Genomic DNA, 24,009 nt, shown 5'->3' with positions numbered 1-24,009 from the left:
GCGGGATGTCCTATCGCTGACCCGGTGGCGGCAACAGTCTCGCCACATAACTACCTACCAGGCTCCATAGAGCCTGACAGAACCCCAAAGGGAGAAAAAAATGGCCAACGTTCTGATAGTAGGCGCCGGTGGCGTCGGTCAGGTGGTTGCACATAAATGTGCTCAGGTAGAGGAAGTTTTTGAGAACATCACCCTCGCCAGCCGCACCAAGTCCAAGTGCGACAAGATCGCCGCTATGCTGCCGCGTAAAATCGATACGGCGGAAGTGGACGCGGACAACGTAAAAGAGATGGTCGCGCTGATCGAGAAGGTCAAGCCGGACATGGTCATCAACGTGGCTCTGCCGTACCAGGACCTGCACATCATGGATGCCTGCCTGGAAACCGGCGTGCACTACCTGGATACCGCGAACTATGAGCCGCCGGAAGAGGCCAAGTTCGAATACAAATGGCAGTGGGCCTACCAGGAAAAATTTGAGAAAGCGGGCCTGATGGCATTGCTCGGCAGTGGCTTTGACCCGGGCGTAACCAGCGTGTTTACCGCCTATGCCAAGAAGCACCACTTCGACCGCATCAAGACCCTGGACATTCTGGACTGTAACGCCGGCGATCACGGACTGCCGTTTGCCACCAACTTCAACCCGGAAATCAACATTCGCGAGATCACCGCGAATGGTCGCTACTGGGAAGACGGCAAGTGGGTAACCACCAAGCCCATGGAAGAGAAGCGCGTTTTCGAGTTTCCGGAAGGCATCGGCGAAAAGGACCTGTACCTGCTGTACCACGAGGAGCTGGAATCCCTGTCCAAGCACTACCCGGAAATCGAGCGCGCGCGCTTCTGGATGACCTTCGGCGCAAGCTACCTCAAGCACCTGGAAGTGCTGCAGAACGTGGGCATGACCAGCATTGAACCGATTGAATTCCAGGGCCAGGAGATTGTTCCGATCCAGTTCCTGAAGGCTCTTTTGCCGGATCCGGCGAGCCTCGGACCGCTGACCAAGGGCAAGACCTGTATCGGCAATATCATCAAGGGCGTGAAGGACGGGGAAGAGAAAATCTACTACGTCTACAACATCTGCGATCACCAGGAGGCCTACAAAGAAGTTCAGTCCCAGGCGATTTCCTACACCACCGGCGTACCGGCAATGATCGGTGCCAAGATGATGATGGAAGGCAAGTGGATGAAGCCCGGCGTGTGGAACATGGAGCAGCTCGACCCTGATCCCTTTATGGACGACCTGAACAAATACGGCCTGCCGTGGCAGGAAACCTGGCTGGACAAGCCGTTTGTTTAAAATCCATTAATCCCGGATCAAAAGGTCCGGGATTTTTGCAATACAAAGAAGCGATACACACTCTATGGATTTGACGCCTCGCAAAGACTACTTTGGCGAATTCGACCCAAGCCGTGTACCCACTCCCTGTTTTGTAGTGGACGAAATCGCCCTGCGCGACAATCTCGAAGTGCTGGCCGACGTGCAGAAGCGCAGCGGTGCCAAGGTACTGGCCGCACTGAAAGCATTTTCCATGTTCAGCATCGGCCATATCGTCGCCGAGTATCTTTCCGGCACCTGTGCCAGCGGAATCAACGAAGCCAGACTTGGGTTCGAAGAGTACGGCGGTAAAGACAAGGGCAAAGAGGTACACGTTTTTAGCGCCGGTTACAAAGAGCAGGAACTGAAAGATATTCTCGAATTTGCGCACCATGTGATTTTCAATTCGTTCTCACAGTGGAAGCGTTACAAGTCCCTTTGTCTGGAGGTCCAGAAAAAACGTCCGGAATTAAAGTTCGGCCTGCGCATCAATCCGGAACACTCGGAAGGTCACACCCCGATCTACGATCCCTGTGCACCCTGTTCGCGCCTGGGTATCGTGCGCTCACTGTTTGAAGGCGAAGACCTTACCGGCATTAGTGGCCTGCACTTCCACACTTTGTGCGAACAGGACTTCAAACCCCTTGAGCGAACAATCAAGGCCGTGGAAGAGAAATTTGGCGATTTGATTCCGCAAATGCAGTGGATCAATTTTGGCGGCGGCCACCATATCACCCGCTGTGATTACCAGGTGGAAGAGTTGATCAATGCGGTCAAGGCGTTTTCCGAAAAGCATGATGTGCAGGTTTATCTGGAACCGGGTGAAGCCGTTGCATTGTTCTGCGGTGTACTGGTTGGCGAAGTGGTAGACCTGGCCTGGAACGGTAAAAACCAGGCCATTCTAGATGTCTCTGCCACCTGCCATATGCCGGACGTCATCGAGATGCCCTACCGCCCTGACATTACCGGCGCTTCGCTACCGGAAGAGCTGCCCCACAGTTACCAACTGGGCGGACAGAGCTGCCTGGCGGGCGACAGGATCGGTGAATACAGCTTCGCCGAACCTCTGCATATCGGCGACCGAATTGTGTTTGAGGAGATGGCCTATTACACCATGGTCAAAACCAATACATTCAACGGTATTCCTCTGCCATCTATTGCTTTGTGGAACTCCGATACCGATGAGCTGCGGATGATCAAAGAGTTTGGGTACGAGGACTTCAAGGGACGGTTGTCTTGACCCTCCAACACCGCATCTCGCTCAGTTCGAGTTGCGGTGGCGGTGAAGCACCGGGGGAAAGGTTTCAAAACCGCTGTGAATACATCCATGTACGCTGCGTCGGCGACGTCCCTGTCGCCGACGCTTTTGAAACCTTTCCCCCGGCACTCCACCTTAAATTCAACCGCAGCGGCTTCGTATGTCATACGAATCAGGCTGAAATTTAAGGCTACAAAGCACAGAACTCACTGAGAAGGCGGAGTACCGGGTGCGGGTTTTCAGGAGCGTCGCAAACAGGAAGTTTGCGCCGCAGCTCCCAGGGATGGGTCTACAGCGGTCCTGAAAACCCGCACCCGGTGCTCTGCCGCCACCTAAGGTTAGATAAGGCACCAAAAGCCAAACCTCGGCACTAGAGACTTACCATGCACACAGAAGACCCCAACATCTTTCTCGGTTCCGAAATCGAGCAACCCAAGCCAGAAGATGCTCTGTTCCACGTACTGCCGATTCCGTACGAGGAAAGCGTTTCCTACGGCGGCGGTACCGGCAAGGGACCGGCGTACATCATAGAAGCGTCGCACCAGCTGGAGACATTCGACAATTTCTCCTCACCCTGCGACCTGGGCATTTACACCCACGACGCAGTAGATGTCACTGGCTCTGCCGAACAAGTCATGGAGAATATCGCCACCGCCACCCGGGATATTCTTACCCTCGGTAAGATGCCGGTGGGCATTGGCGGTGAACACTCCGTCACCTGGGGCATCATCAAAGGCTACCTGGATGCCGGCTTCACCGACTTCGGCGTAGTGCAGATCGATGCCCATGCCGACCTGCGCGACCGCTATGAAGGCCAAAGGCACAGCCATGCCAGTGTCATGCGCCTGGTGTGTGAGGCAGGTGTCCCGCTCTATCAGCTCGGCATCCGTGCCTACTGCGAGGAAGAAATGGAGGCGCGCCGGGAATACAACGTGCGCTATATGGATGCCCACCAGCTGGTGCCCAATCAGGTGCAGTCGATCCAGCTGCCGGACGATTTCCCCAGTAAAGTCTTCTTCACCCTGGACATCGACGGCATGGACCCATCGGTCTTCCCATCGACCGGAACGCCGGTACCGGGCGGTCTCGGCTGGTACCAGACACTTAACCTGTTCGAGTCCGTTGCCAAGCAGCGGGAGATCATCGGCTTCGACCTGCTGGAGTTTGCGCCCATTGAAGGCTTCCACGCCTACGAGTTTGGCGCTGCGCAGCTGCTATACAAGCTGATGGGGATCGTTCAGCGCAACCAGCGCTAGCTCTCTGCGCCGTGAAACAGGGCGCCGGATTTACCCACAGCCCGGCGCACCATAGCCAGGTTACCTACAGCCTGGCTGTGGATAACCTGGCGACGAGAAGACAATTCTTAACGCTAAAGTACTGGGCGGCAGCTAGAACCAACCCCAAAAAACGGTTATTATTTACACAGATAGTAAGTACTCGCTCGCGGGGGAATCCATGAGAAATACGGTCAAGTATCTGCTGTGCGGCGTAGGGCTGGCGGCATTGCTGTCCTTTGCGTTTGCCGCACCAGCGGATGCCCATTCAGGCCATCGGGGGCATCACCACGGCCATTTGCCAGCCTATGGCCCTCGCTACCATCCGAGACGCCACGGTTACTGGGGCCCCCGCTTCCGTGGGCCGCGTATTGGCATTGGCTTCACCGTGCCCATTCTGCCCGCGGGTTACGTGAACCTGGCGGTGGGTGGTAGTCCCTATTACTACCATGGTGGCTATTACTACCGCCCGGCGCCCTCCGGCTACGTGGTGGTTGAAGCTCCGCTGGGCGCGGCGGTATTGACCCTGCCCGACAGCGCGGTGCGCATCCAGATCGGCGGCTTAACCTATTACCAGTACGGTCCCTCTTACTACCAGTGGCGCCCACAGATGAATCGCTACGTGGTGGTTCCGGCGCCGGCAACGGTGGTAGCCAGTGCACCGGCTCCGGTAGCTGGGCCCCCAGTGGGCTCAACCCAGTCCAGCTATGCTCCGGGCCAGGTAGTGGATCAACTGCCCGTGGGCTACACCGCGGAAGTGATCAACGGAATCCAGTACTACCGCTACGGTGGTCACTACTTCATGCCCAGCCAGCGCGACGGACGTGAGGTGTATGTGGTGGTTCAGGTCTGACCTGAGCGACAAGTTCAGCAGCCACCGTCAGTAGCAACAAAGCAGTAGTTTTTAGAGGCCCTCGGCGACCAACCCGTGATAACGGGCGAAGTCACCGAGGGCCTTGTTGAATCCGGCCTCCAGGCCACTGCCCGGCCGCTCTCGCCAGTGCAGGCTTTTGACTCTGAGCAATCCCGCCTCCCGGTCTGCCTTCAGATCCACCACCCCGGTCAACCCGTCCCGATAGAGAATCGGCAAGCAGAAATAGCCATACTTTCGCTTGGCCTCCGGCACGTAGCATTCCAGCTGATAGTTGAAGTCGAACAGGCGCTTGAGGCGTTTGCGCTGCAGTACCAGCGGGTCAAATGGTGAGAGCAGGCGCATCTTGCGGGGAACCGCCGGCGGCGCAGCTTCAAGATCTTCCGCCAGCATCAGCTCATCACCGACGTAGACCAGTTCGCCGGATTTCAGCATCGCCTCGATCGCTGAGGCAATCAGGGGCCTGTCGTGCTTGCGCAAGTAGCCGATCTCGCCCGCGCGACCAAAACCCTGAGCGCGCATAAAACGGCGCACCAGATGTTGCCCGTACTCGGTGCTCCCTGCGGCCGTTGTCACCACGCTCGATGGCAACAGACGCTCTGGCAGGTCGAAGACCTTCTGGAACCCCTCGCGGTGGCTAACCATCAGTTCGCCCTCATGAAACAGTTGTTCCAGCGCTTTCTTCTCCTCGCTCCAGCTCCACCAGCCGCCTTTGGCGCGCACAAAATCGCTCGCCTTTAACGGCCCTTCGGCGCGGATACGATCGAGGACAAAGTTGCACAGCTTGGCGTTCCTGCTAAACCAGTGCTTCTGCCCCTCGCGGATACGGTCCATACGGACTCTCGCAAAGCGATAGTCATCCATCGGCAGGTAAGCCGCGGCGTGGGACCAGTATTCGAAAACCTGCCGATGCCGCTCGGCGCTTTCCAGCGCCGAAAGCAGTTTGGCCTCTCGCATCTTCGGCAGGCGCACATGTAACTGGTGCAGATGGGCACGGGTAATCACCTGGACAGCATCCAGCTGCAAAGCCCCCAAGTGAGCAATCAGACCGGCGACATCCCCGCTCCAGGGCTGATGCACATACTGGCGCGCGATCACCAGCGCACGGGCGCGATCTTCTGGCAGTGGTGGAGCTTTGGTATAGGCTTTCAACAGCAGTGAATTCCGTATTTGAATGACGACCACGAATAAATTGCAAAGAATAAAGTAAGGAGATCGCTATGGGCTACCGTACATGGACTCTGCGAGCAGGGTCAGACTTATATCCAATCTTCGCAATTTTTGCGTTGCTCGCCTGGCTGCCCACACCATCCTATGCAGGCAGCTTTCCGGACGGGCAATGGATAGACCTGTCCCACGATTTTGCCGATGACACCCTGTACTGGCCCACGGCGGATAAATTCGCCAAAAGCACCGTGTTTGAAGGGGAAACCGACAAGGGGTATTTCTATTCCGCCTACAACGTGGCGGGGGCAGAGCACGGTGGTACCCATGTGGATGCACCAGTGCACTTCGCCCGCGATCACATCAGCGTGGATAAAATTCCTGTGGAGCAACTGATCGGCCCCGGCATTGTTATTCGCGTGGCGGATCAGGTCGGCCAGAAAAGCAAGGCTAACCGCAACTACCTGATTACCATCGAGGACATCCAGCGCTGGGAAAATCAGCACGGCAAGATTGCGCAAGGTAGCATCGTGCTGTTCGATACGGGCAGCGCTCAGTTCTGGCCGGACGCGGAAAAATATATGGGTACCGCGGAGCGCGGGGAAGCTGCGGTGGCGAAGTTGAGCTTTCCCGGACTGTCTCCGGAGGCGGCGGTGTTTCTTGCCGAAAAGCGCAGGATAAAGGCCGTGGGACTGGATACGCCGAGTATCGACTACGGTGCTTCGAAGCTGTTCAAAACACACCGGGAGCTGTTCAAACGCAATATCCCGGCCCTGGAAAATGTCGCAAACCTGAAACGCTTACCTGAAAAGGGGTTTACCCTGATTGCGCTGCCGATGAAAATTCGCGGCGGCAGCGGCGGGCCTACGCGCGTGGTCGCATTTATTCCGGCACGCTAATCGCGCAGTCGGGATATCAGCCAGAGACAGCGGCATCGAGCGCAGCGGCGCCCACCTGCCGATGGCACAACTTGAGATACAGCACCTGATAGGTCGCGGGCAGGCCGGCGTCGGTACGCAGCGGCTCATAGGCAGCGGTAAGCTTGCGCAATTTTTGCCGACTCAAAAGCCCCTTGCCGGCGGCGCGATTCACATTGTGCGCGCCGATGCTCTTCAGCTCGCGCATCAGGGTATTGACCCGATCGAAGTGCAGCACCCGCTGCTCTGTACTCACCACATATTCCAGCTGATTACTCGCACACGCATCCTGCCAGTCCTGCATGGGCAGGAAGCGGTTCACATGCACGGCGTCATCTACCGCTGCCCAACTGGCTTCCAGCTCCGACAATGTGCCCGGTACCAGGGTCGAGATCAGTGCGTTGGCCGCGGGCGCCAGCACGCGGCGAATTTCTTTAAACAGCGCGGGTAATCGGTAACACCACTGCAGGGCAAAGCTGGAAAATACCAAGTCAATGCAGCCATCCGCCAACGGCAGCTGCTCTGCATCGGCGGCCACATAGCCGCTGCACACCGGGCGATGGCTGCGGGCGTATTGCAGCATCTGCGGGGCGATATCCAGGGCGATTATCTCTGCATCCGGAAAGCGCTTGCGCAGCAGCTCGCTGCCGTAACCGGTGCCACTGCCAAGATCGAGAATACGTTTTGGTGACCAGGCTTCATCCGCACGGCTCAACAATTCTCGGCACACGGCCCGCTGCAGGTGGGCAGCGGCATCATACGTCTCCGCGGCGCGGCCAAACGCGCGCGCTACGGACGACTTTTCCAGTGGCGCGGAATGCTCATCGGCACTCAGCGAATGCATAAATTCTTTGAGTAGTTCCGCCACTTCTGCGGGCCGGCTCAGGTGAGGGCAGTGGCCCGACCGGGAAATTACTTTTGTCTGCCCGGGCAAAGTTTTGATTACCTGCGCAGCCGACACCGGCACTAGGGCATCGCCGTCACCAAAAATATGCAGCGCGGGAACCTCAAGCTTCTTTAGCAACGCGCGATTATCCAGTTCGCCGAGGCAGTTCAGGGCGTCGGCCCAGCTTTGCGGTATCGATTCTGATGACCAAGTTTTCAGGGTCTTCAGCAAACTGCGCATTTCCGAATCACCGCGGGCTTCCAGGCCGCAGAACCGCTGCCAGTTTTTTTCCGGCATTGCGCGCTGGGCTCGGCAGAAATCCGCAAACACGTCTTTCTCCATACCCGGCCAGTCTTCGCGGGTCACGAAACTGCCGTTGCTGGCGATGGTCACCAGTGCGCGGACTTTGCTGCTGATTGCAGCCAGCCGTGTCGCAAGCATGCCACCTAGGGACCAGCCCAACAGCAGGCAGTCATCCGGCAGTTGCGCGTCCAGTTTAGTAAGCAAACTCTCGGTATCTGGCCAGGGGGCCTGCGCCTGGGCGCCAAAGCCCGGCAACTCAATATTCACGGTCTGCCCGCCAAAGTCTTCCAGCTCATCGAGCAGCGGCTGCCAGCAGCGGGCATCGCCGCCCCAGCCGTGAATCAATGCCAGGTTCACAACGCCACCTCGCGGGATTTAAGCGCACTGGCCAGTGCATGCAGCAGGCCATCGATCTGCGATTCGGTGTGCGCGGCAGACAAAGTAATGCGCAGGCGCGCGGTACCGACGGGGACCGTGGGCGGGCGGATAGCGCCCACCAGATAGCCGGCCTGCTGCAAGTTCTCACTCACCGCCAGCACCGATTTTTCACAACCAAGAACCAGCGGCTGTATCGCGCTGGTGGATTGTTCCAGTGGCAGGTTGAGCGATGCGGCAGCGCTGCGAAAATATTGGATGCGCTGCTGCAGGGATTGCCGGAGGGGCTGCTCCTGCATCAGCTCCAGCGCGCGCAGGCAGCCAGCAGCTACCGCCGGCGGCATGCCAGTGGTGTAAATATAGGTGCGGGCAAACTGGGCAAGGTAATCGATCAGCGCCTGGGAACCGGCAATAAAGGCTCCGCCATTGCCAGCGGCCTTGCCCAACGTGCCCATCACAATGGGCGCGGAATCCTGATCGAGCCCGGCGGCGGCAACGCTGCCGGCACTGGGCAATGCTTCGCTGCCCATTACCCCAAAACCGTGGGCTTCATCGACCATCAGCCAGGTGTCATAGCGCGCGCACAAATCTGCGATTTGCGCGAGTGGCGCGGTGTCGCCGTCCATGCTGTACACACCGTCCACCGCCAACAGAATCTTGCCGGCACTTTTATTCCGGGCTCGCTGCAACTGCGCTTCCAGCGCCTCCAGATCGTTGTGGGCAAAGCGCAGGAACTGGGCGCCGGATATACGCCCACCGTCAATCAGCGAGGCGTGATTGAGTTTGTCCTGCACCACAAAATCACCGCGGCCAACCAGTGCATTGATCGCACCGACGTTGGCCATATAGCCACTACCGAACAGCAGGGCGGCTTCGCGGCCGGTTATCTCGGCAATTTTTTCCTGCAGCTGCTGGTGGATTTGCAGGTGACCATTGACCAGATGGGAGGCAGTGGCACCGGCACCCAGTAATGCACCGCGCTGTTGTGCAGCGATCACTTGCGGGTGGGTAGCGAGGCCGAGGTAGTCGTTACTGCTGAAGGTAACCAGCTCGCGTCCGTCCACCACCGCCAGCGGGCCGGGCGCGGCATCAAGAAGCTTGTGCGCGCGATACAACTGCTGCGCCCGACGCTCGGTCAGACGCGTAGTGAGAAAATCCTGCAGGCTGGACAAAACTACCGCTGCACTTACGCCTTGGCGGCGTCGTAAAAGAATTGGTCGTTCTGTTGTTCGGCGATCTGGGACTGCAATTCCGCTTCCACGGCAGTCTCATCTCCGTGCTGCTGGTATTCCTCCGGCTTGATGCCAAGGCGGTTGAACAGCTGCATATCTTTGTTGGCTTCGGGATTGCCAGTGGTGAGCAGTTTTTCCCCGTAAAAAATGGAGTTGGCTCCAGCGAGGAACGCGAGGGACTGCATTTCGTCATTCATGGATTCGCGGCCAGCGGACAGACGAACGTGGGATTTCGGCATCATGATACGGGCCACCGCGATACAGCGAATAAATTCGAAGGGGTCCAGGTCTTCGTTGTTTTCCAGCGGGGTACCGGCCACTTTCACCAGCATATTGATGGGCACCGACTCCGGCTGTTCCGGCAGGTTCGCCAGCTGCATCAGCAGGCCCGCGCGATCCTTTTCCTCTTCACCAAGGCCGATAATGCCGCCGGCACACACCTTCATGCCCGCCGCGCGCACATTGGACAGGGTATTGAGGCGGTCTTCATAGGTGCGGGTGGTAATGATATCGCCGTAATACTCGGGCGAGGTATCCAGGTTGTGGTTGTAGTAGTCGAGACCGGCGTCAGCGAGATCCTTGGCCTGCTCGTCGGAAAGCATGCCCAGGGTCATGCAGGTCTCCAGCCCCAGGGACTTCACTTCCTTCACCATCTTGGTGACATAGGGCATGTCTTTTTTCTTCGGCGAACGCCAGGCGGCGCCCATGCAGAAACGGGTGGCACCGCTGGCCTTGGCGGCGCGCGCCTCTTCCACTACTGCCTCCACCTTCATCAGTTTCTCGCGCTCGAGGCCAGTGTCGTAACGGGCACTCTGCGGGCAATAGGTGCAGTCTTCCGGGCAGGCGCCGGTCTTGATCGAGCAGAGGGTGCTCACCTGTACCCGGTTGGCGTCAAAGTGCTGGCGGTGCACCGTCTGCGCGGTAAACAGCAGGTCGTTGAACGGCATGGCAAACAGGTTCAGCACCTGCTGGCGGGTCCAATCGTGGCGCACCTGGCCATAAGTCAGAGACTCGGAAGACATTTGCGGGTTGGCAGTCACAGGGATTATTCTCCTCAAACGACGGGACTGATTGGTCACCGCGTTGCGATCGGTCGTACAACCGGGTTATTCCGTAAAGTTCGCCAGTGTAGCGGTGCCCCCTTCGCTGTCAACCAAGAGAACCATTTGCGGTTTACAAGTCGCTTTGCGGATTGCTTGGAGGATTGACTTAGGCCAGAGGGACTCAGCAGAGTTAGGCCAGAAGAAGCTCACGGAGAGAGCAAGGTGATACTGCGTATTCTCGGACAATTACTGGACCGGCAGCTGGCGCGCTGCCTACTCTGCGGCACCGGCGAACGGGTAACCAATGGCATCTGTGCGCCCTGTTGCCATGACCTGCCCGCACTGGGCCACAGTTGCCAGGGCTGTGCCCTGCCGCTGCCCAATAACGACGACCACCTCTGCGCCACTTGCCAGCAACAGCCACCACCGCAGTCGCAGAGCCGCGCATGCTGGTACTACGCCTACCCGGTGGCGCAGCTGATCCAGCGTTTCAAATACCAGCGCGACCTTGCCGCCGGACGCACCCTGGCAGAATTGGCCGCCAGCACACTTCAGCCGCTTAACGCACAGGGCCCGGACCTGCTGGTGCCAGTGCCCATGCACTGGCGCAAACAATTCTCCCGCGGCTACAACCAGGCCCAGCTGATTGCCAACACCCTGAGCACGCAGTGGCACATTCCGGTCGAGCCCCGCGCCCTGTGCAAGGTAACTCCCACCGACAGCCAGCAGAAACTGCGACGCAACCGGCGCAAGAAGAATCTGGCGCGCAGCTTTAAAGCCTGCGCTGAGTTGGTTACTGGATTACATATCGGCCTGGTAGACGACGTCATCACCACCGGCGCCACCCTCGAAGCGGCGGCCCAGGCGCTGCTGGATGCGGGCGCACTTGAGGTGAGCGCGATTGCCCTGGCCAGAACCCCCTAAAGCCCTGCCAAAACCCCACACTGACCAATCGGTACTCCTGTGCACATTTCTAGACCAATGTGACCCTAGGCGCCACAATAGTCGCCCTTTCAGCGGCTGCGCAAAAAACCACCGGCTGCTAACGTTATTAGAGAGAAGTCCGCCTGACCCGGCCGCGCGCCCGACAGGTGGTCAGCACAGGATGATGGGATAGTGAACATGAGTGATTTCCAGATGCCACGCGGAATCGTGATTAGCGGTACCGGACTGTGGACGCCCCCAGATGCCATCAGCAACGAAGAGCTGGTGCAGGCGCTCAATACCCACGCGGAAAAATTCAATCGCGAGAATGCCGACGCCATCGAGTCTGGCCAGGTAAAGGCCAAGCCCTATTCTTCCGCGGAATTTATCGAGAAGGCCTCCGGCATCAAGAACCGCTATGTGATCAGCAAAGAGGGCATCCTTGACCCTGAACGCATGCGCCCCTACCTGCCCGAGCGCGCCGACGAGGAACTGTGCCTGCAGGCAGAAATGGGCTTGAAAGCGGCCAAGCTGGCGCTGGAAAAAGCGAACAAGAAACCGGAAGACATCGATGCGGTAATCGTGGGTGCCTCTTACCTGCAGCGCTCCTATCCTGCCATCGCCATCGAGATCCAGGGCGAACTGGGTATCGACGGTTTCGCGTTTGACATGGAAGTGGCCTGCTCCTCCGCCACCTTTGCACTGCAGCGCGCGGTCGATGCGATCAGTTCAGGTTCCGCAAAAGCGGTTCTGGTGATCAACCCGGAATTGGCCTCACCGCAGGTGGATTTCACCGATCGTGACAGCCACTTTATTTTCGGTGATGTGGCGGTGGCCACGGTGGTGGAGCGCAAGGAAAGCTGTAACGCGGACACTGCCTGGGAAATCCTCGGCACCAAGGCGAAGACCGTTTTTTCCAATAATATCCGCTCCAATGTCAGCTACACCTCCCGCGCCGCGGATGTGGACCCATTCGGCGAGGGCAAGCTGTTCCGCCAGAACGGCCGCAAGGTGTTCAAGGAAGTCTGCCCGATGGCGGCTGCGCACCTGGAAAACCAGGTTCAGGAACTGGGCTTCGAGCCCAACGCGATCAATCGCTGGTGGCTGCACCAGGCAAATATCAACATGAACCTGTTGATCGCGAAAAAACTGATGGGTGACGAAGCCACGCCAGAGCGCGCACCGATTGTGCTGGATCGCTACGCCAACACCGGTTGTGCGGGCTCGGTAATTGCCTTCAATCTGAACAGCGATGACCTGCCGGTGGGCAGCAAGGGTGTGATTTGTTCCTTCGGAGCGGGTTATTCCATTGGCAGCCTGGCGCTGGAAAAGGTCGCTGTCTGACATTGCGCTTTTTTTTGAACTCAAAGACAAAGCTTGCATAAGCTAATGGTGGGGCATGACCTGCTCCACCAGTCTTAGGTAACCCGCAGTGTCGCGGATCTCCGCCAGCTGCGGATCTACATCCAGAAACACCATGGAATGCGAACGCTGGGTGTAAGCACGTGTTAGCCACTGTTCAGCAGTTTCACTGTCACCCAGAGCGAGATGTGCTTTCGCCAATTCATAGGCAGGCAGGTAGGCATCCTGAATACTGAGTTCATCGAGTAGCGCGAGGGCATTCTTTGTGTCGCCTTTCAGCGCCAGTGCTCGCGCCAGGGACGCCACCCCGATCGCACTCCCTCCGGACCGCTCGACATTCTCCCGCAAAGCCTCTACCGCACCGGCCAGGTCTCCCATGGCTTCGAGTGTCCAGCCACGCCATAAATAAACCAGTTCAAACTCCGGGTTCAATTCCTCGACCAATGCCAGCTGTTCCAGCGCCGCCTGATGTTCGCCCGCGTGGTACAGCACCCATCCCAAGGCGGCATTGGCAATCAGCGACAGGGGATCCAGCTCGGTGGCCCTGCGCATTGCCCGTTCCGCCTCATCAAATCGCCCGGCCGCCACCAACAGGTTTCCGTACCACTGATGCGCCTTGGAGGAGTCGGGCTTGAAGGCAATTGCCTGCAGAAAGCGGGCCTCTGCCTCCGCCAGATCCCAGTCGTAATAGAGTGCGACATAACCGAGATTGGCCTCTGCTGAGGCATTGCTTGGGTCGAGCTGCAGCGTGCGGCGTGCTGCACCGCGGGCGCGGGTAAAGGCTTCGGAAGGAGGCAGGTAATCGTAAAAACCAAGTACCGCCAAAGCATCTGCCAGCCCCGCCCAGGCCGGCGCATACTCCGGGGCAAGTGCAATGGCCTGCTCAAAGTTTTCTACCGCGGCGTTAAGGTCTTTCTCCGTGCGCTTGTGCCAGTAAAAACGCCCCCTGAGATAATGATCGTAGGCGGCTGGCAGTATCTCTGGTGATTGCACGCCGAAATCCGCATCGCTTTGCAATTTCCCTACCAGGGTACTTGCGACCTCCAGCGCGATATCTTCCTGGATCGAGAAGATATCGGTCAGCTCGCGCTGAAATGTTTGCGACCACAACTGATAGCCTGTTCGCGTATCTATAAGGCGAACATTGATACGCAGGCGCTCCCCATCCCTGCGTACACTGCCTTCCACCAGCGCATCGGTTGCCAGTAACTTTCCAATACCCCGGGCATCGAGACCGGACTTCGGCAAAGAAAACGACGACGTTCTGGAAACGACGCGCAACCCGGGGAAACCGGACAGGCGATTCAGAATATCGTCTGCAAGCCCGTCGCCAAAGTAGTCCCTCTGATACTCCTCACTGGCGTTGACAAACGGCAGTACAGCAACGGATTCAAACTGGTGTGGGGCAGCCTTGTGGCTTTCTACAGACGCAGTAAATAGCTTAAAAATACTTGCCGCGAGCAAAAGGCTACTTGCCGCAAGCCAGGGCCAGCGGCGTAGGAAGGAGCGCTTCGGCCTGACTTCAGATCCCTCTTCCGGGTTTTCCGGAGCGCGTTTTTTCTCCGTGACCGGCGCAATAAAGCGATAGCCCTGTTTGGGAACCGTCTCAATAAAGCGCGAACTGCGAGCGGAATCACTGAGTGCCTGGCGCAACTTGCGCACCAGGGTGTTGAGGTTGTCGTCAAGAATGCCGCTTGCGTCATCGGGCCAGAACTGACGGAAAATCCGCTCCCTGGTCACAGTCTCCCCCGGTTGAGCGAGAAGCAACTGCAACAGGCAAAGGGGCTGCTCCTGGACAGCCACCACCCTGCCGCGGCGGAGCAGGCGCCTACTTTCTGTATCGAGCTCGAATTCTCCGAAACACAGTGTCGTCATTCGCCACCCCGTACCAGGTCTGCTGACTAACCGCGTTGTAACCGCGGTTTATGTGTACCGCTAACCCTTTGATTTAACGGCATATACCAGTTCAGGTAAAGGTCAGCCGCAAATTCATTGTGACGCGGGAGGTCGCCTGCTTTTATTTATCGCGAGCTTCAAGCGAAATCGAGGCTAATCACAGAGTAGAAACTTAACGAGACAATCCACCCTCTCAGGAGATCACAACCATGCGCAAATCACTGAACGCTTTTATTTTGATGATCGCCAGCTCCGCGGTATTTGCCGGCGACGGACATCAGTACATCATTGAACGCACCATACCCGGAGCGCAAAACCTTACGCCCGCGGAACTGAAATCCATTTCGCAAAAGTCACGCGCAGTGCTGGAATCCCTCGGCCCGGAAATCGTGTGGCAACAAAGCTACGTGGCAGAAGACAAATTCTATTGTGTGTACGAGGCGCCGAATAAAGAAATCATCGCCAAGCACGCCAAGCTCGGCGGATTTCCCGCAGACAAGATCCTGGAAGTCAGCGGCATTATTGGCCCGCAAACCGCCCAGGAATAGTCAACACAAGCAACCTCCCGGTGAACTCATTTCTCTCCGGGAGGTTTCACCACCCACTCTGGGTCTTCATAACCACCAAGACTGCGAATCTCCACAAACGGCGCGGCACTTTTGATAATGCTTTCAATCGCCGGATCGTGATTAGTTTCCATCGCATCCCGATGCGCTTTTGATTGCCATTGGGCGATGGCGATCAGCTTATCCGGTTCACCGATCTTGCGGTGCAGCTCCGTGCCCAGGGCGCCGGGCGCCCGCTGGATGAGCTCGGAGGCACGCACCCAGGCATCTGCATACTCCTCTGCACTGTGACCCGGCTTGATGGTCACTTCAAAGATGTATTTCACTGCTTCCTCCTTTTAGCTTGGTCCGTCAACGGCAACCGCGTTAGCATAGCGCCCCCTGTTTACCCGAGCTTTGCGAGGCTCACTGGAGCACCGCTATGACCGAGTCGTCACACCCCTCTCACCCTTACGACGCGCTCACCCCGGACCGGGTGATCGACTGCGTTGAGAGTCTGGGCCTGCTCTCGGATGCGCGCATCTTTCCCCTCAATAGTTACGAAAACCGTGTCTACCAGGTGGGAATCGAGGAAGCGCAGCCACTGATCGCCAAATTCTATCGCCCCGGGCGCTGGAGCGACGCGCAGATCAATGAGGAACACCAGTTTGCATTGGAGCTGGCGGAAGCCGAAATCCCGGTGGTTGCGCCTCTGGTATTCAACGGCCAGACATTGCATGAGGCGCACGGCTTCCGCTTTGCGTTGTTTCCCCGTCGCGGCGGATACCAGATCGAGCTGGATAACTTCGATCACCTGGAGCAGGTCGGCACCATGCTCGGGCGCATTCACGCCATCGGCGCAGCGCGGCCGTTTGCGCACCGCACCTCCCTGAGCCTGCAGCGCTTTGCAGTGGACAGCCGCGAATTTATCCTGGCAGGCGATTTTCTGCCGCGGGAAAACGTAGATGCCTACGCCACTACCACCGCGCACATCATCGAGCAGATCACGCCGGTTCTGGAGCAGCCCTGGGAGACGTTGCGCCTGCACGGGGACTGCCACAGCGGCAATTTCCTGTGGAGGGACGAAACCCCCTGGTTTGTGGATCTGGACGACTGCCTGCAGGGCCCCGCAATCCAGGATATCTGGATGCTAATTTCCGGCGACCGCGCCGAAGCAACCGCTTATCTGGATACCGTGGTGGAAGGCTACGAAACCTTCTACTCTTTCGATCCGGCTCAGCTGCAATTGATCGAACCACTGCGCTGCCTGCGCCAGATGCACCACGCGGCTTGGCTGGCGCGACGCTGGGAGGATCCGGCGTTCCCCATGGCCTTCCCCTGGTTCAATTCCCCGCGCTACTGGGCAGAGCATATTCTCGCGTTGCGCGAACAGCTGTCCGCCCTGCAGGAACCGCCGCTGACGCTCGGTGCTATATAGGCTGAAAAGCAGGTGAAGAGCAAAAAGGAGTGATCTATCGATGGAAAATCTGAAACCGCGCGCGGAACATGAAAATGAACGCGACGAGCTGTGGCAAAGTATCCGCAGGGATGTCGCCGTGCAGGTGGAGCGCGAACCGATTCTCGCAAGCTTTCTGCACGCCACCATTCTCAATCACGACTCTCTGGAAGCAGCGCTCAGCTTCCACCTTGCCAACAAGCTCGACAGTCCGGTGGCGCCGGCACTGCTAATCCGCGAGGTAATCGACGAGGCTCTGGCGGCGAACCCAAGTATCGGCACCGCCGCACGTGCAGACCTGGCCGCTATCGAACAGCGCGACAGTGCCTGCCACTCGCTCTATGAACCCTTCCTGTTTTTCAAGGGGTTTCACGCGTTGCAGGCCTGGCGCGTGGCGCACTGGCTGTGGCAACAGAACCGCCGCTCGCTGTCGCTGTTTGTGCAGCACCGAATCTCGGTGGTGTTCGGGGTGGATATCCATCCGGCGGCGCAGTTGGGGCAGGGCATTCTGCTGGACCACGCTACCGGTATCGTCATCGGCGAGACCGCTGTGGTCGAGGATAATGTTTCGATTATGCAGTCCGTCACCCTCGGCGGGACCGGTAAGGAATCCGGCGACCGCCACCCCAAGGTACGCTGCGGTGTGCTGATCGGCGCCGGCAGCAAGATTCTCGGCAACATCGAAATTGGCCGCTGCTCGCAAATCGCCTCTGGCAGTGTGGTCTTGAAAGACGTGCCAGAAAAATCCCTGGTGGCGGGCGTACCCGCAAAGGTTATCGGCACTGCCAGCTGCGACCAACCGGCACTGTCGATGAACCAGTGCGCACTATCGCAAGTGGATCAATTGCGCTGATTCTGCTGTCACAGGTTACGAACAATAGATACAGCCACCTAACGGCAGGACTATTCTGTAACCATGAAATACAGTCTCAGCGCTAAAAACCTCGTATGCCGCAACCTGGAAAACAAAGCCGGGTATTGCGCAGACCTGATGAACCCCAAGCAAAGTAAGGAAATCACCGGCCTGTTGCGCACCGACAGCGGCCTGCTCTCGTCGCGCTTCAATCAGGTGGTGAGCAATGCGGTGATGCAGCCGCGTATCCTGCAACGCTTTGTGGTGGACTACTTCGCTGAGCGCCACTCCCCTTTTTCCTTGTGGCATTGCGCCAGCAAACCGCTGGACGAAGAAGCACTGGAAGCACTGGAGCTCAAACGACAGCCACCGCGGATCGCAATGGCCGCGGAAGTGAAACAACTGGCCATGGAAGATGTGCTGCAGGACGGGTTGCAGATCAAAACCGTCAACACCGCGGAAGACATCATCACCTACGGCAACCTGATCGCGGAAATGCAGAATTGCGCGCGGGAGACCGCGCAGATAAAGAAGTTCTACCACCAACTGGCGGAAATGCCGGAACACAAACACAGTCGCCTGAAACTGCACCTGGGCGAAGTCGACGGCAAACCCGTGGCCACCGGCTGCCTGTTTTCCTCCGCCGATGCCCTGGGCTTTTATGACCTCTGTACCCTGCCGGACTACCGCGGTCGCGGCCTGGGCAGCGCCATGTTCCAGCAACTGGTGAAAGAAGTGATACATAGCCACCACAAGCACGCGGTGGCGCTGGTGGGCGAGGACCAGCAGGACCTGTGGCTCAATGCCGGGTTTTACGCCGTCGGTGAAGTGGCGTGCTACGAATTCACCCCCGAGCGGGGCAGCGCGCACATCGTCAACGATGAGCCCCAGGGCGGAACCCCAGACAGCGACCTGAACGACGACCGAGAGAGCGCCTGAAACTTAACGCAACCCCAGGTGCAAACCCAGGCGCCACCTCAGGCGCGATCGATGGGAAACCCAATCACCTCATCGATGCTCCCGGCAGCGCAGGCCAGCATCAACAACCGATCCACCCCCAGCGCCACCCCGGCGCAGTTCGGCATCCCCGCTTCCAGCGCCTGCACCAGGCGCTCCTCAAACGGATTTACTGCCTTATCGTTGTCCTCACGATAGCGCTGATCCGCCTCAAACCGACGCAACTGCTCCGGCGCATCCGTCAGCTCCCAGTAACCGTTCGCCAGCTCCATGCCGCCCACGTATGCCTCAAACCGCCGCGCCACCGGCACCCCCAGCTCATCGTCCTCTACCCGCGCCAGCGCCGCCTGGGTCGCCGGAAAATCGTAAACCAGCGTAATACCACGCTCGTCGCCACTATCCATATTCGGCTCGATATAGTGGCTCATCAGCAAGTCCAGACACTCATCCCGGCCCGCCGGCTCAAACGACAACTCCAGCTCCCGCGCCACCACTGCCTTCAACTCATCCAGCGATGCCCGGTGCGGATCCACATCCAAATGCTGCAAAAACAACGCCCGGTAACTGTAGGAACGCACCCGGGAAATACTCAGTACCCACGACAGAAACTCCCCCACCTCAATCATCAGGCGGTGGTCATCCCAACCCACCCGGTACCACTCCAGCATGGTGAACTCCGGATTGTGCCGTCCCCCGGCCTCACCATTGCGGAACGCCTTGCCCAGGTAATAACAATCCCCCATCCCCGCCGCCAGTAGACGTTTCAGGCCAAACTCCGGGCTTGTCGCCAGGAAGGCCGGCGCACCATTGCAGTCGGCACCGATCGAATCGATGTGGGGATCGCTGGTCGCGCGGCGGGAGAGAATCGGCACCTCCATCTCCAGCACATGGCGCTCACTGAAAAAACGGCGGATGTCCGCGAGCAGAGTCGCGCGGCGGCGGAGGTTGTCGAGAGAGGCGGTTGGGCGCCAAGAGGATTCGGACATGAGAGCTTAATAAAAGAAGGTTTCAGTTTAGTTGCCAATAACCACGAAACTGGGATGCGAAGGCAAAGCACTGGGTGCGGGTTTTCAGGAGCGTCAGCGGCATGGACGCCGCTGACGCAGCGTACAGGGACGTATTTACCGCGGTCCTGAAAACCCGCACCCAGTGCTTTGCCGCCAGATAAGCCTGAGGCCAGGGCCCAATAGGCCAGAACGAAAAAAGGCGAATACCACAGTATCCGCCCTTCACAGCCACCAGATCAGGAAGATCAATCTTCCTTGGCGCGACCCAGGTATTCGCCGGTGCGGGTATCCACCTTGATGGTCTCACCGATCTCCAGGAACAGCGGCACCTTCACCACTGCACCGGTCGCCAGGGTCGCCGGCTTGGTACCGCCCTGGGCGGTATCACCGCGCACACCCGGATCAGTGTCGGTGATCTCCAGAATCACATGGTTCGGCGGCGTCACCGCCAGCGGCGCACCGTTGTACAGAGTAACCACACAGGTATCCTGCTCCTTCAGCCACTTCGCCGCATCACCCACCGCCTTCGCATCCGCCTGATGCTGCTCGAAAGTCTCCGGCTCCATGAAATGGAAGAACTCACCATCGTTGTAGAGATATTCCATATCCCGGTCCATCACATCCGCAGACTCCAGGCTCTCACCGGAGCGGAAAGTACGCTCCCATACACGGCCAGTCTTAAGGTTGCGCAGCTTCACACGGTTAAACGCCTGGCCTTTGCCCGGCTTCACGAACTCATTGTCCACAATGGAGCAGGGGTCGCCGTCCAACATCACCTTCAGGCCGCCTTTGAATTCGTTAGTGGAATAAGTACCCATGAGCTCCTCGAAATAACAGCATTACGCCGACAAATTGATTAAACTTCGCGCGGCCCCTAACCGGGGAACATCCGTCAACAGCAGTACCGCCGCCGACCGCGCCAAAAAACAGCCCGCTATGATACAGCACCGCCAGCCCCCTCGTGAAATCAGCCGCGCCGAAATTGCCAGCTCCAGTGTTACAGACAGCGGTATGAGCGCTCAGCAGCGCCGCTGGCAGGACGAAATGGCCGACCTGGTCACCGACCCGCGAGAGCTGCTGGATCTGTTGCAACTGGCTCCGGACCAACTGCCACAACTGACGGCTGCCTCGAAACTGTTCCAGCTGCGCGTACCCCGCCCCTACCTCAAGCGTATTCGCCCCGGCGACCCGCAGGACCCGCTGCTCCTGCAAGTATTGCCCAGCGCCGCCGAACTGGAGCCCACCCCAGGCTTCACAGACGACCCGCTGGACGAGGCCAACGCCAATCCAGTCCCGGGGGTGGTGCACAAATACCGCGGCCGTCTGCTGCTGATAACTGCCGGCCAGTGTGCAGTGAACTGCCGCTACTGCTTCCGCCGTGCCTTCCCCTACAGTGACAACCACCTTAACCGCAGCCAATGGCAACAAGCCCTGGACTATATCCGCAGCCAGCAGGACCTGCGTGAGATCATCCTCAGCGGCGGTGATCCGCTGGTGATGAACGACCGCCAGCTCGGCTGGCTCGCTGGCGAGCTGGAACAGATCCCGCATCTGGACAAACTGCGTATCCACACCCGGCTGCCCATTGTGGCGCCATCGCGGGTCAACAGTGAGTTTCTGGACTGGTTCGCGGGCAGCCGCCTGAAACCGGTGCTGGTAGTGCACTGCAACCACGCCAACGAGATCGATGCAGACGTTGCCGCGGCACTGGCCAGGCTGCGAGCCGCCGGGGTCACCCTGCTGAACCAGTCGGTACTGCTGAAAGGAGTAAACGACAGCGCGGAGGCACTCGCCAGCCTGTCGGAGAGACTCTTCGACGCCGGCGTGTTGCCCTATTATTTGCACCAGCTCGACCGCGTGCAGGGAGCAGCACATTTCGAGATATCCGATGACGATGCCCGCGCACTCGTGGAAAAACTGCGGCACCGCCTGCCGGGATATTTGGTACCCAGGCTGGTGCGTGAAATACCGGCGGAGAAATCCAAAACGCCACTTTGACGTTTACGCTTACCTCCTGCTCCCCTTTTTTCGCCGGCCGCTCGGTCCAGCCAAAGTGTGAGCGGGGGAAAGACACCCCCAAAAAGAGCTAACAGGCGACAAGGCCGGGTCTGCTGCCGCACCTTAAACGCGAAAAACTCCTCAGTTGTGTCGCCTTAATCGACAGCCGCAATTGTTTATGTCCGGATGTCTCGTATACTGCGGAGAGATAAAATCCGGTCAGAGTCATGCAGGAAGCAGTAGATACTCAAGTCGCGGGAAATCCGCAAACCGGCAGTGGAGCCGGTCATCCAGAATCCAACGCGTCGACACCCAATCAGGATGGGCCGACCTCCCCCCCAATTGCAGCTGACGCGGCATCCGCTGGGGCCTCTCCTTCTCGAGAAGCAACACTCCTGGAACGCCTGTCCCCGGCGCCCCTCGACCTGCCAGCACTGACCTGCGGCTGTAACTCCTCCCGCCAGCTTAAGCACTGGGTCTCCAGCTACCTGCTGCAGAATCCCATGGAGGACAAGGCGCAACGCAATGCCGGTACCTTGCGCAGCCTGCTCACGGAAATCACTCGCTGGGATACACCCGCGCGCAAACGCCTCAGCTGTCTGGAAGCATTGCGCCCGGTAGTGATGGGCCACTGCCAGCAATTGATTAACCCCTTGTTGACCCAGGCCAGCGATACCCCGGGTACAGCGCAGACGCAGGAGCAGCGGCGCGACCTGCTAACCGGGATAATCCTGTTCCAGCACCTGGCACTGGCGTATACCAGTGTCTGCGTGCAACTGGTCTCACCAGAAAGTTCTGCGCCGCTGACGCTGTTCACTCGCCGGCGTCTTGCGGTTGCCCTGCAGCGCGGAATCGACGGCTTCCGCCGGCTGATTTTCGCCAGCAATGTCTTTTTCCTGGCGAGCCCCAAAGGCAGCTGGGGTCGGATGCAGCGACTACTGCAACTGGCCCGTAATCATCAGCTGGATCAGCGGCGGGTATCCGACCCGGTCGCAGATCCAATGGCCGGCGGCTTTAGATGGGGAAGAATTTCCCATACCTACCTGCAGACTGCCCTGTTCGCCAGCGCCAACCCGATGCAGCTGCGCACCTCAGAGCAGTTACAGCTGTGGCAGAGCTGCCGCCGCTGGGCCACAAAAGCGTCGCTCCTCGATAAACCGCAGGCCGGCACCCAGGTGCTGCTCGCCAGCCTCAAGCTGGACCAACCCCCGATCCCCGCGGTAAGACTGCAGCGCAGCAAGGTCGACATGAAGCACTTCTCGTCGCCGCTGGGGTGGTCCATTGATATCACCTGTCCTCTACAGCAATTACAGCGGCGACTAGCTCACACCGAGGATGCGTCCACAGAAGTGCTACAGAACGTACAGGCTATCTGGGCCGGAGAAAAAAGCCGTTGCGCACAGCGCACACCGGTGAATATCCGCTGCCAGGTGATCGTCGGTATCAGTGCCATCTGCCACCACCTGAAACGCGGCAATGAACCAGCCCCGGAAATCGAAGCCACCTTTGCCAGCGATAGAAATCCGCCAAAAGACCTGGTGATGGATGTCGATACCGTCGACTTTCAGTCGGGCCGCACCCTTGGCAGCTACGAGGTTTCCACTACCGATAGCGCCAATAGCCTGCTGCCCAGCGCCCCTTCGGTCTCACGTAAAGTCGGCGCCGACAGCGCGCGTCAGCGTTACCAGCCCATTCCCGCCACACTGCTCAATACGAGCAGTGGCGGCGCCGGCCTGCGTCTGCCTCCCAACGCCCAGGGGCGCTTGCGCTGCGGTGAGCTGGTGGCACTGTGGATAAACGACCGCTGGGAAGTCGCGCTGATTCGCTGGCAATACGCCCTTCCCGACCAGTGCCGCGCCGGCGTCGAGTTCTTTGGTGGCCACACCAGTGCGGTACTGGTGCAGCGCCATACCCGCGATGGCCGTCGCACCGACCCTATGGCCGGGCTGCTTACGGGCGACTCGGGTCTTCCCCCGGAACTAATCCTCCCCATCCCCCTGTTCCAGAGCGGCGACACCGTGGATATCGTCAATGCCGGCCAGACGCGCACGGTGGCTTTGCATACCCAGTCCCTCACTACTGGCAGCCTCGCCATTTTCGAATTTTCCTGATACCAGACCTCCCTCAGGCAGAACTTTTCTGAGGAAGGTGGTGGGACGCTCGTCGTGTTATCGTAGGATCACGGAACCATTTCCCAGAGTGGCGACTGTGCACTTGTTTGCGCCGATTCACGCGGCCTAAACTATCCGGTTCAAAATACCCGGTTCACAGCCCCTGGGAGCGCCTGACGTTTGACCGGCAACCGGTCACCTGCCACAGGTACAGCAAGGAAGCGGTTACACAGAGAACAAAACAGTAAAGTTGTAGAGTTACAAC

At 58.7% G+C, this 24,009-nt stretch carries 21 protein-coding genes; 13 read left to right on the top strand and 8 right to left on the bottom strand.

Annotation, left to right across the window (positions count from 1 at the left end):
• Nucleotides 1–100 precede the first annotated feature (100 nt).
• From LC059_RS09875 to LC059_RS09860, 4 genes are all read left to right on the top strand, one after another.
• The gene (locus LC059_RS09875) at nt 101–1,294 is read left to right on the top strand and encodes a saccharopine dehydrogenase family protein (protein WP_226703683.1); all 1,194 of its coding nucleotides are present in this window, start codon (nt 101–103) and stop codon (nt 1,292–1,294) included.
• Nucleotides 1,295–1,358: 64 nt separating this feature from the next.
• On the top strand, nt 1,359–2,552 hold the full coding sequence (gene nspC / locus LC059_RS09870) for a carboxynorspermidine decarboxylase (RefSeq protein WP_226703682.1): 1,194 nt from the start codon (nt 1,359–1,361) through the stop codon (nt 2,550–2,552).
• 401 nt (nt 2,553–2,953) lie between these two features.
• Nucleotides 2,954–3,826 (top strand): agmatinase, encoded by an 873-nt coding sequence (speB, locus tag LC059_RS09865; protein WP_226703681.1) that lies wholly within the window; start codon nt 2,954–2,956, stop codon nt 3,824–3,826.
• 199 nt (nt 3,827–4,025) lie between these two features.
• Nucleotides 4,026–4,697: a DUF6515 family protein gene (locus tag LC059_RS09860; protein ID WP_226703680.1), complete on the top strand. Its 672-nt coding sequence runs from the start codon at nt 4,026–4,028 to the stop codon at nt 4,695–4,697.
• A 51-nt stretch (nt 4,698–4,748) separates the two neighbouring features.
• Here the strand turns inward: LC059_RS09860 and LC059_RS09855 are convergent, their stop codons facing one another.
• Nucleotides 4,749–5,867 (bottom strand): winged helix-turn-helix domain-containing protein, encoded by a 1,119-nt coding sequence (locus LC059_RS09855; protein WP_226703679.1) that lies wholly within the window; start codon nt 5,865–5,867, stop codon nt 4,749–4,751.
• Between the two features lie 68 nt (nt 5,868–5,935).
• Between LC059_RS09855 and LC059_RS09850 the strand changes: the two genes are divergently transcribed.
• Nucleotides 5,936–6,778 carry a cyclase family protein gene (locus LC059_RS09850; RefSeq protein ID WP_226703678.1) on the top strand — a complete coding sequence of 281 codons (843 nt, stop codon included), beginning with the start codon at nt 5,936–5,938 and terminating at the stop codon, nt 6,776–6,778.
• Between the two features lie 16 nt (nt 6,779–6,794).
• On the opposite strand, the gene bioC is transcribed toward LC059_RS09850, so the two are convergent.
• From bioC to bioB, 3 genes are read right to left on the bottom strand one after another with little or no spacing between them, the layout of a single operon-like run.
• Nucleotides 6,795–8,342 carry a malonyl-ACP O-methyltransferase BioC gene (bioC, locus tag LC059_RS09845; protein WP_226703677.1) on the bottom strand — a complete coding sequence of 516 codons (1,548 nt, stop codon included), beginning with the start codon at nt 8,340–8,342 and terminating at the stop codon, nt 6,795–6,797.
• Complete coding sequence (gene bioF, locus LC059_RS09840) at nt 8,339–9,532, bottom strand: 8-amino-7-oxononanoate synthase (protein WP_226703676.1); 1,194 nt, start codon at nt 9,530–9,532, stop codon at nt 8,339–8,341. The genes bioC and bioF overlap by 4 nt, the downstream gene beginning before the upstream one ends.
• A gap of 14 nt (nt 9,533–9,546) precedes the next feature.
• Nucleotides 9,547–10,614: a biotin synthase BioB gene (gene bioB, locus LC059_RS09835; protein WP_226704114.1), complete on the bottom strand. Its 1,068-nt coding sequence runs from the start codon at nt 10,612–10,614 to the stop codon at nt 9,547–9,549.
• 243 nt (nt 10,615–10,857) lie between these two features.
• On the opposite strand from bioB, the gene LC059_RS09830 reads away from it, so the two are divergent.
• Both LC059_RS09830 and LC059_RS09825 read left to right on the top strand, forming a co-directional pair.
• Complete coding sequence (locus tag LC059_RS09830) at nt 10,858–11,559, top strand: ComF family protein (RefSeq protein WP_226703675.1); 702 nt, start codon at nt 10,858–10,860, stop codon at nt 11,557–11,559.
• A 198-nt stretch (nt 11,560–11,757) separates the two neighbouring features.
• On the top strand, nt 11,758–12,903 hold the full coding sequence (locus LC059_RS09825; RefSeq protein ID WP_226703674.1) for a beta-ketoacyl-ACP synthase III: 1,146 nt from the start codon (nt 11,758–11,760) through the stop codon (nt 12,901–12,903).
• A 42-nt stretch (nt 12,904–12,945) separates the two neighbouring features.
• Here LC059_RS09825 and LC059_RS09820 read toward each other — a convergent pair whose 3' ends face one another.
• Nucleotides 12,946–14,796 carry a tetratricopeptide repeat protein gene (locus LC059_RS09820; protein ID WP_226703673.1) on the bottom strand — a complete coding sequence of 617 codons (1,851 nt, stop codon included), beginning with the start codon at nt 14,794–14,796 and terminating at the stop codon, nt 12,946–12,948.
• Nucleotides 14,797–15,026: 230 nt separating this feature from the next.
• Between LC059_RS09820 and LC059_RS09815 the strand changes: the two genes are divergently transcribed.
• Nucleotides 15,027–15,365, top strand: coding sequence for a DUF4242 domain-containing protein (locus LC059_RS09815; protein WP_226703672.1), 339 nt, complete (start codon nt 15,027–15,029; stop codon nt 15,363–15,365).
• Between the two features lie 26 nt (nt 15,366–15,391).
• On the opposite strand, the gene LC059_RS09810 is transcribed toward LC059_RS09815, so the two are convergent.
• A complete protein-coding gene (locus tag LC059_RS09810; protein WP_226703671.1) occupies nt 15,392–15,709 on the bottom strand; it encodes an antibiotic biosynthesis monooxygenase family protein in 318 nt (105 codons plus the stop codon).
• A gap of 95 nt (nt 15,710–15,804) precedes the next feature.
• Between LC059_RS09810 and LC059_RS09805 the strand changes: the two genes are divergently transcribed.
• From LC059_RS09805 to LC059_RS09795, 3 genes are all read left to right on the top strand, one after another.
• Nucleotides 15,805–16,800 (top strand): serine/threonine protein kinase, encoded by a 996-nt coding sequence (locus LC059_RS09805; protein WP_226703670.1) that lies wholly within the window; start codon nt 15,805–15,807, stop codon nt 16,798–16,800.
• A gap of 40 nt (nt 16,801–16,840) precedes the next feature.
• Nucleotides 16,841–17,671 carry a serine O-acetyltransferase gene (gene cysE / locus LC059_RS09800; RefSeq protein WP_226703669.1) on the top strand — a complete coding sequence of 277 codons (831 nt, stop codon included), beginning with the start codon at nt 16,841–16,843 and terminating at the stop codon, nt 17,669–17,671.
• A gap of 63 nt (nt 17,672–17,734) precedes the next feature.
• Nucleotides 17,735–18,610, top strand: coding sequence for a GNAT family N-acetyltransferase (locus tag LC059_RS09795; RefSeq protein WP_226703668.1), 876 nt, complete (start codon nt 17,735–17,737; stop codon nt 18,608–18,610).
• 38 nt (nt 18,611–18,648) lie between these two features.
• Here the strand turns inward: LC059_RS09795 and epmA are convergent, their stop codons facing one another.
• Both epmA and efp read right to left on the bottom strand, forming a co-directional pair.
• A complete protein-coding gene (epmA, locus tag LC059_RS09790) occupies nt 18,649–19,614 on the bottom strand; it encodes an EF-P lysine aminoacylase EpmA (protein WP_226703667.1) in 966 nt (321 codons plus the stop codon).
• A gap of 266 nt (nt 19,615–19,880) precedes the next feature.
• Complete coding sequence (gene efp / locus LC059_RS09785; RefSeq protein ID WP_226703666.1) at nt 19,881–20,453, bottom strand: elongation factor P; 573 nt, start codon at nt 20,451–20,453, stop codon at nt 19,881–19,883.
• Between the two features lie 118 nt (nt 20,454–20,571).
• Here efp and epmB point away from each other — a divergent pair, with 118 nt between their 5' ends.
• Both epmB and LC059_RS09775 read left to right on the top strand, forming a co-directional pair.
• Nucleotides 20,572–21,633, top strand: coding sequence for an EF-P beta-lysylation protein EpmB (epmB, locus tag LC059_RS09780; protein WP_226703665.1), 1,062 nt, complete (start codon nt 20,572–20,574; stop codon nt 21,631–21,633).
• Between the two features lie 227 nt (nt 21,634–21,860).
• Nucleotides 21,861–23,744 (top strand): hypothetical protein, encoded by a 1,884-nt coding sequence (locus tag LC059_RS09775; protein WP_226703664.1) that lies wholly within the window; start codon nt 21,861–21,863, stop codon nt 23,742–23,744.
• Nucleotides 23,745–24,009: the final 265 nt, after the last annotated feature.

This window comes from Microbulbifer elongatus (assembly GCF_020524885.1).
GTDB lineage: Bacteria > Pseudomonadota > Gammaproteobacteria > Pseudomonadales > Cellvibrionaceae > Microbulbifer > Microbulbifer elongatus_A.
The sequence above is the reverse complement of the archived record's forward strand: the minus strand, read 5'-3'. Positions and strand labels throughout refer to the sequence as shown.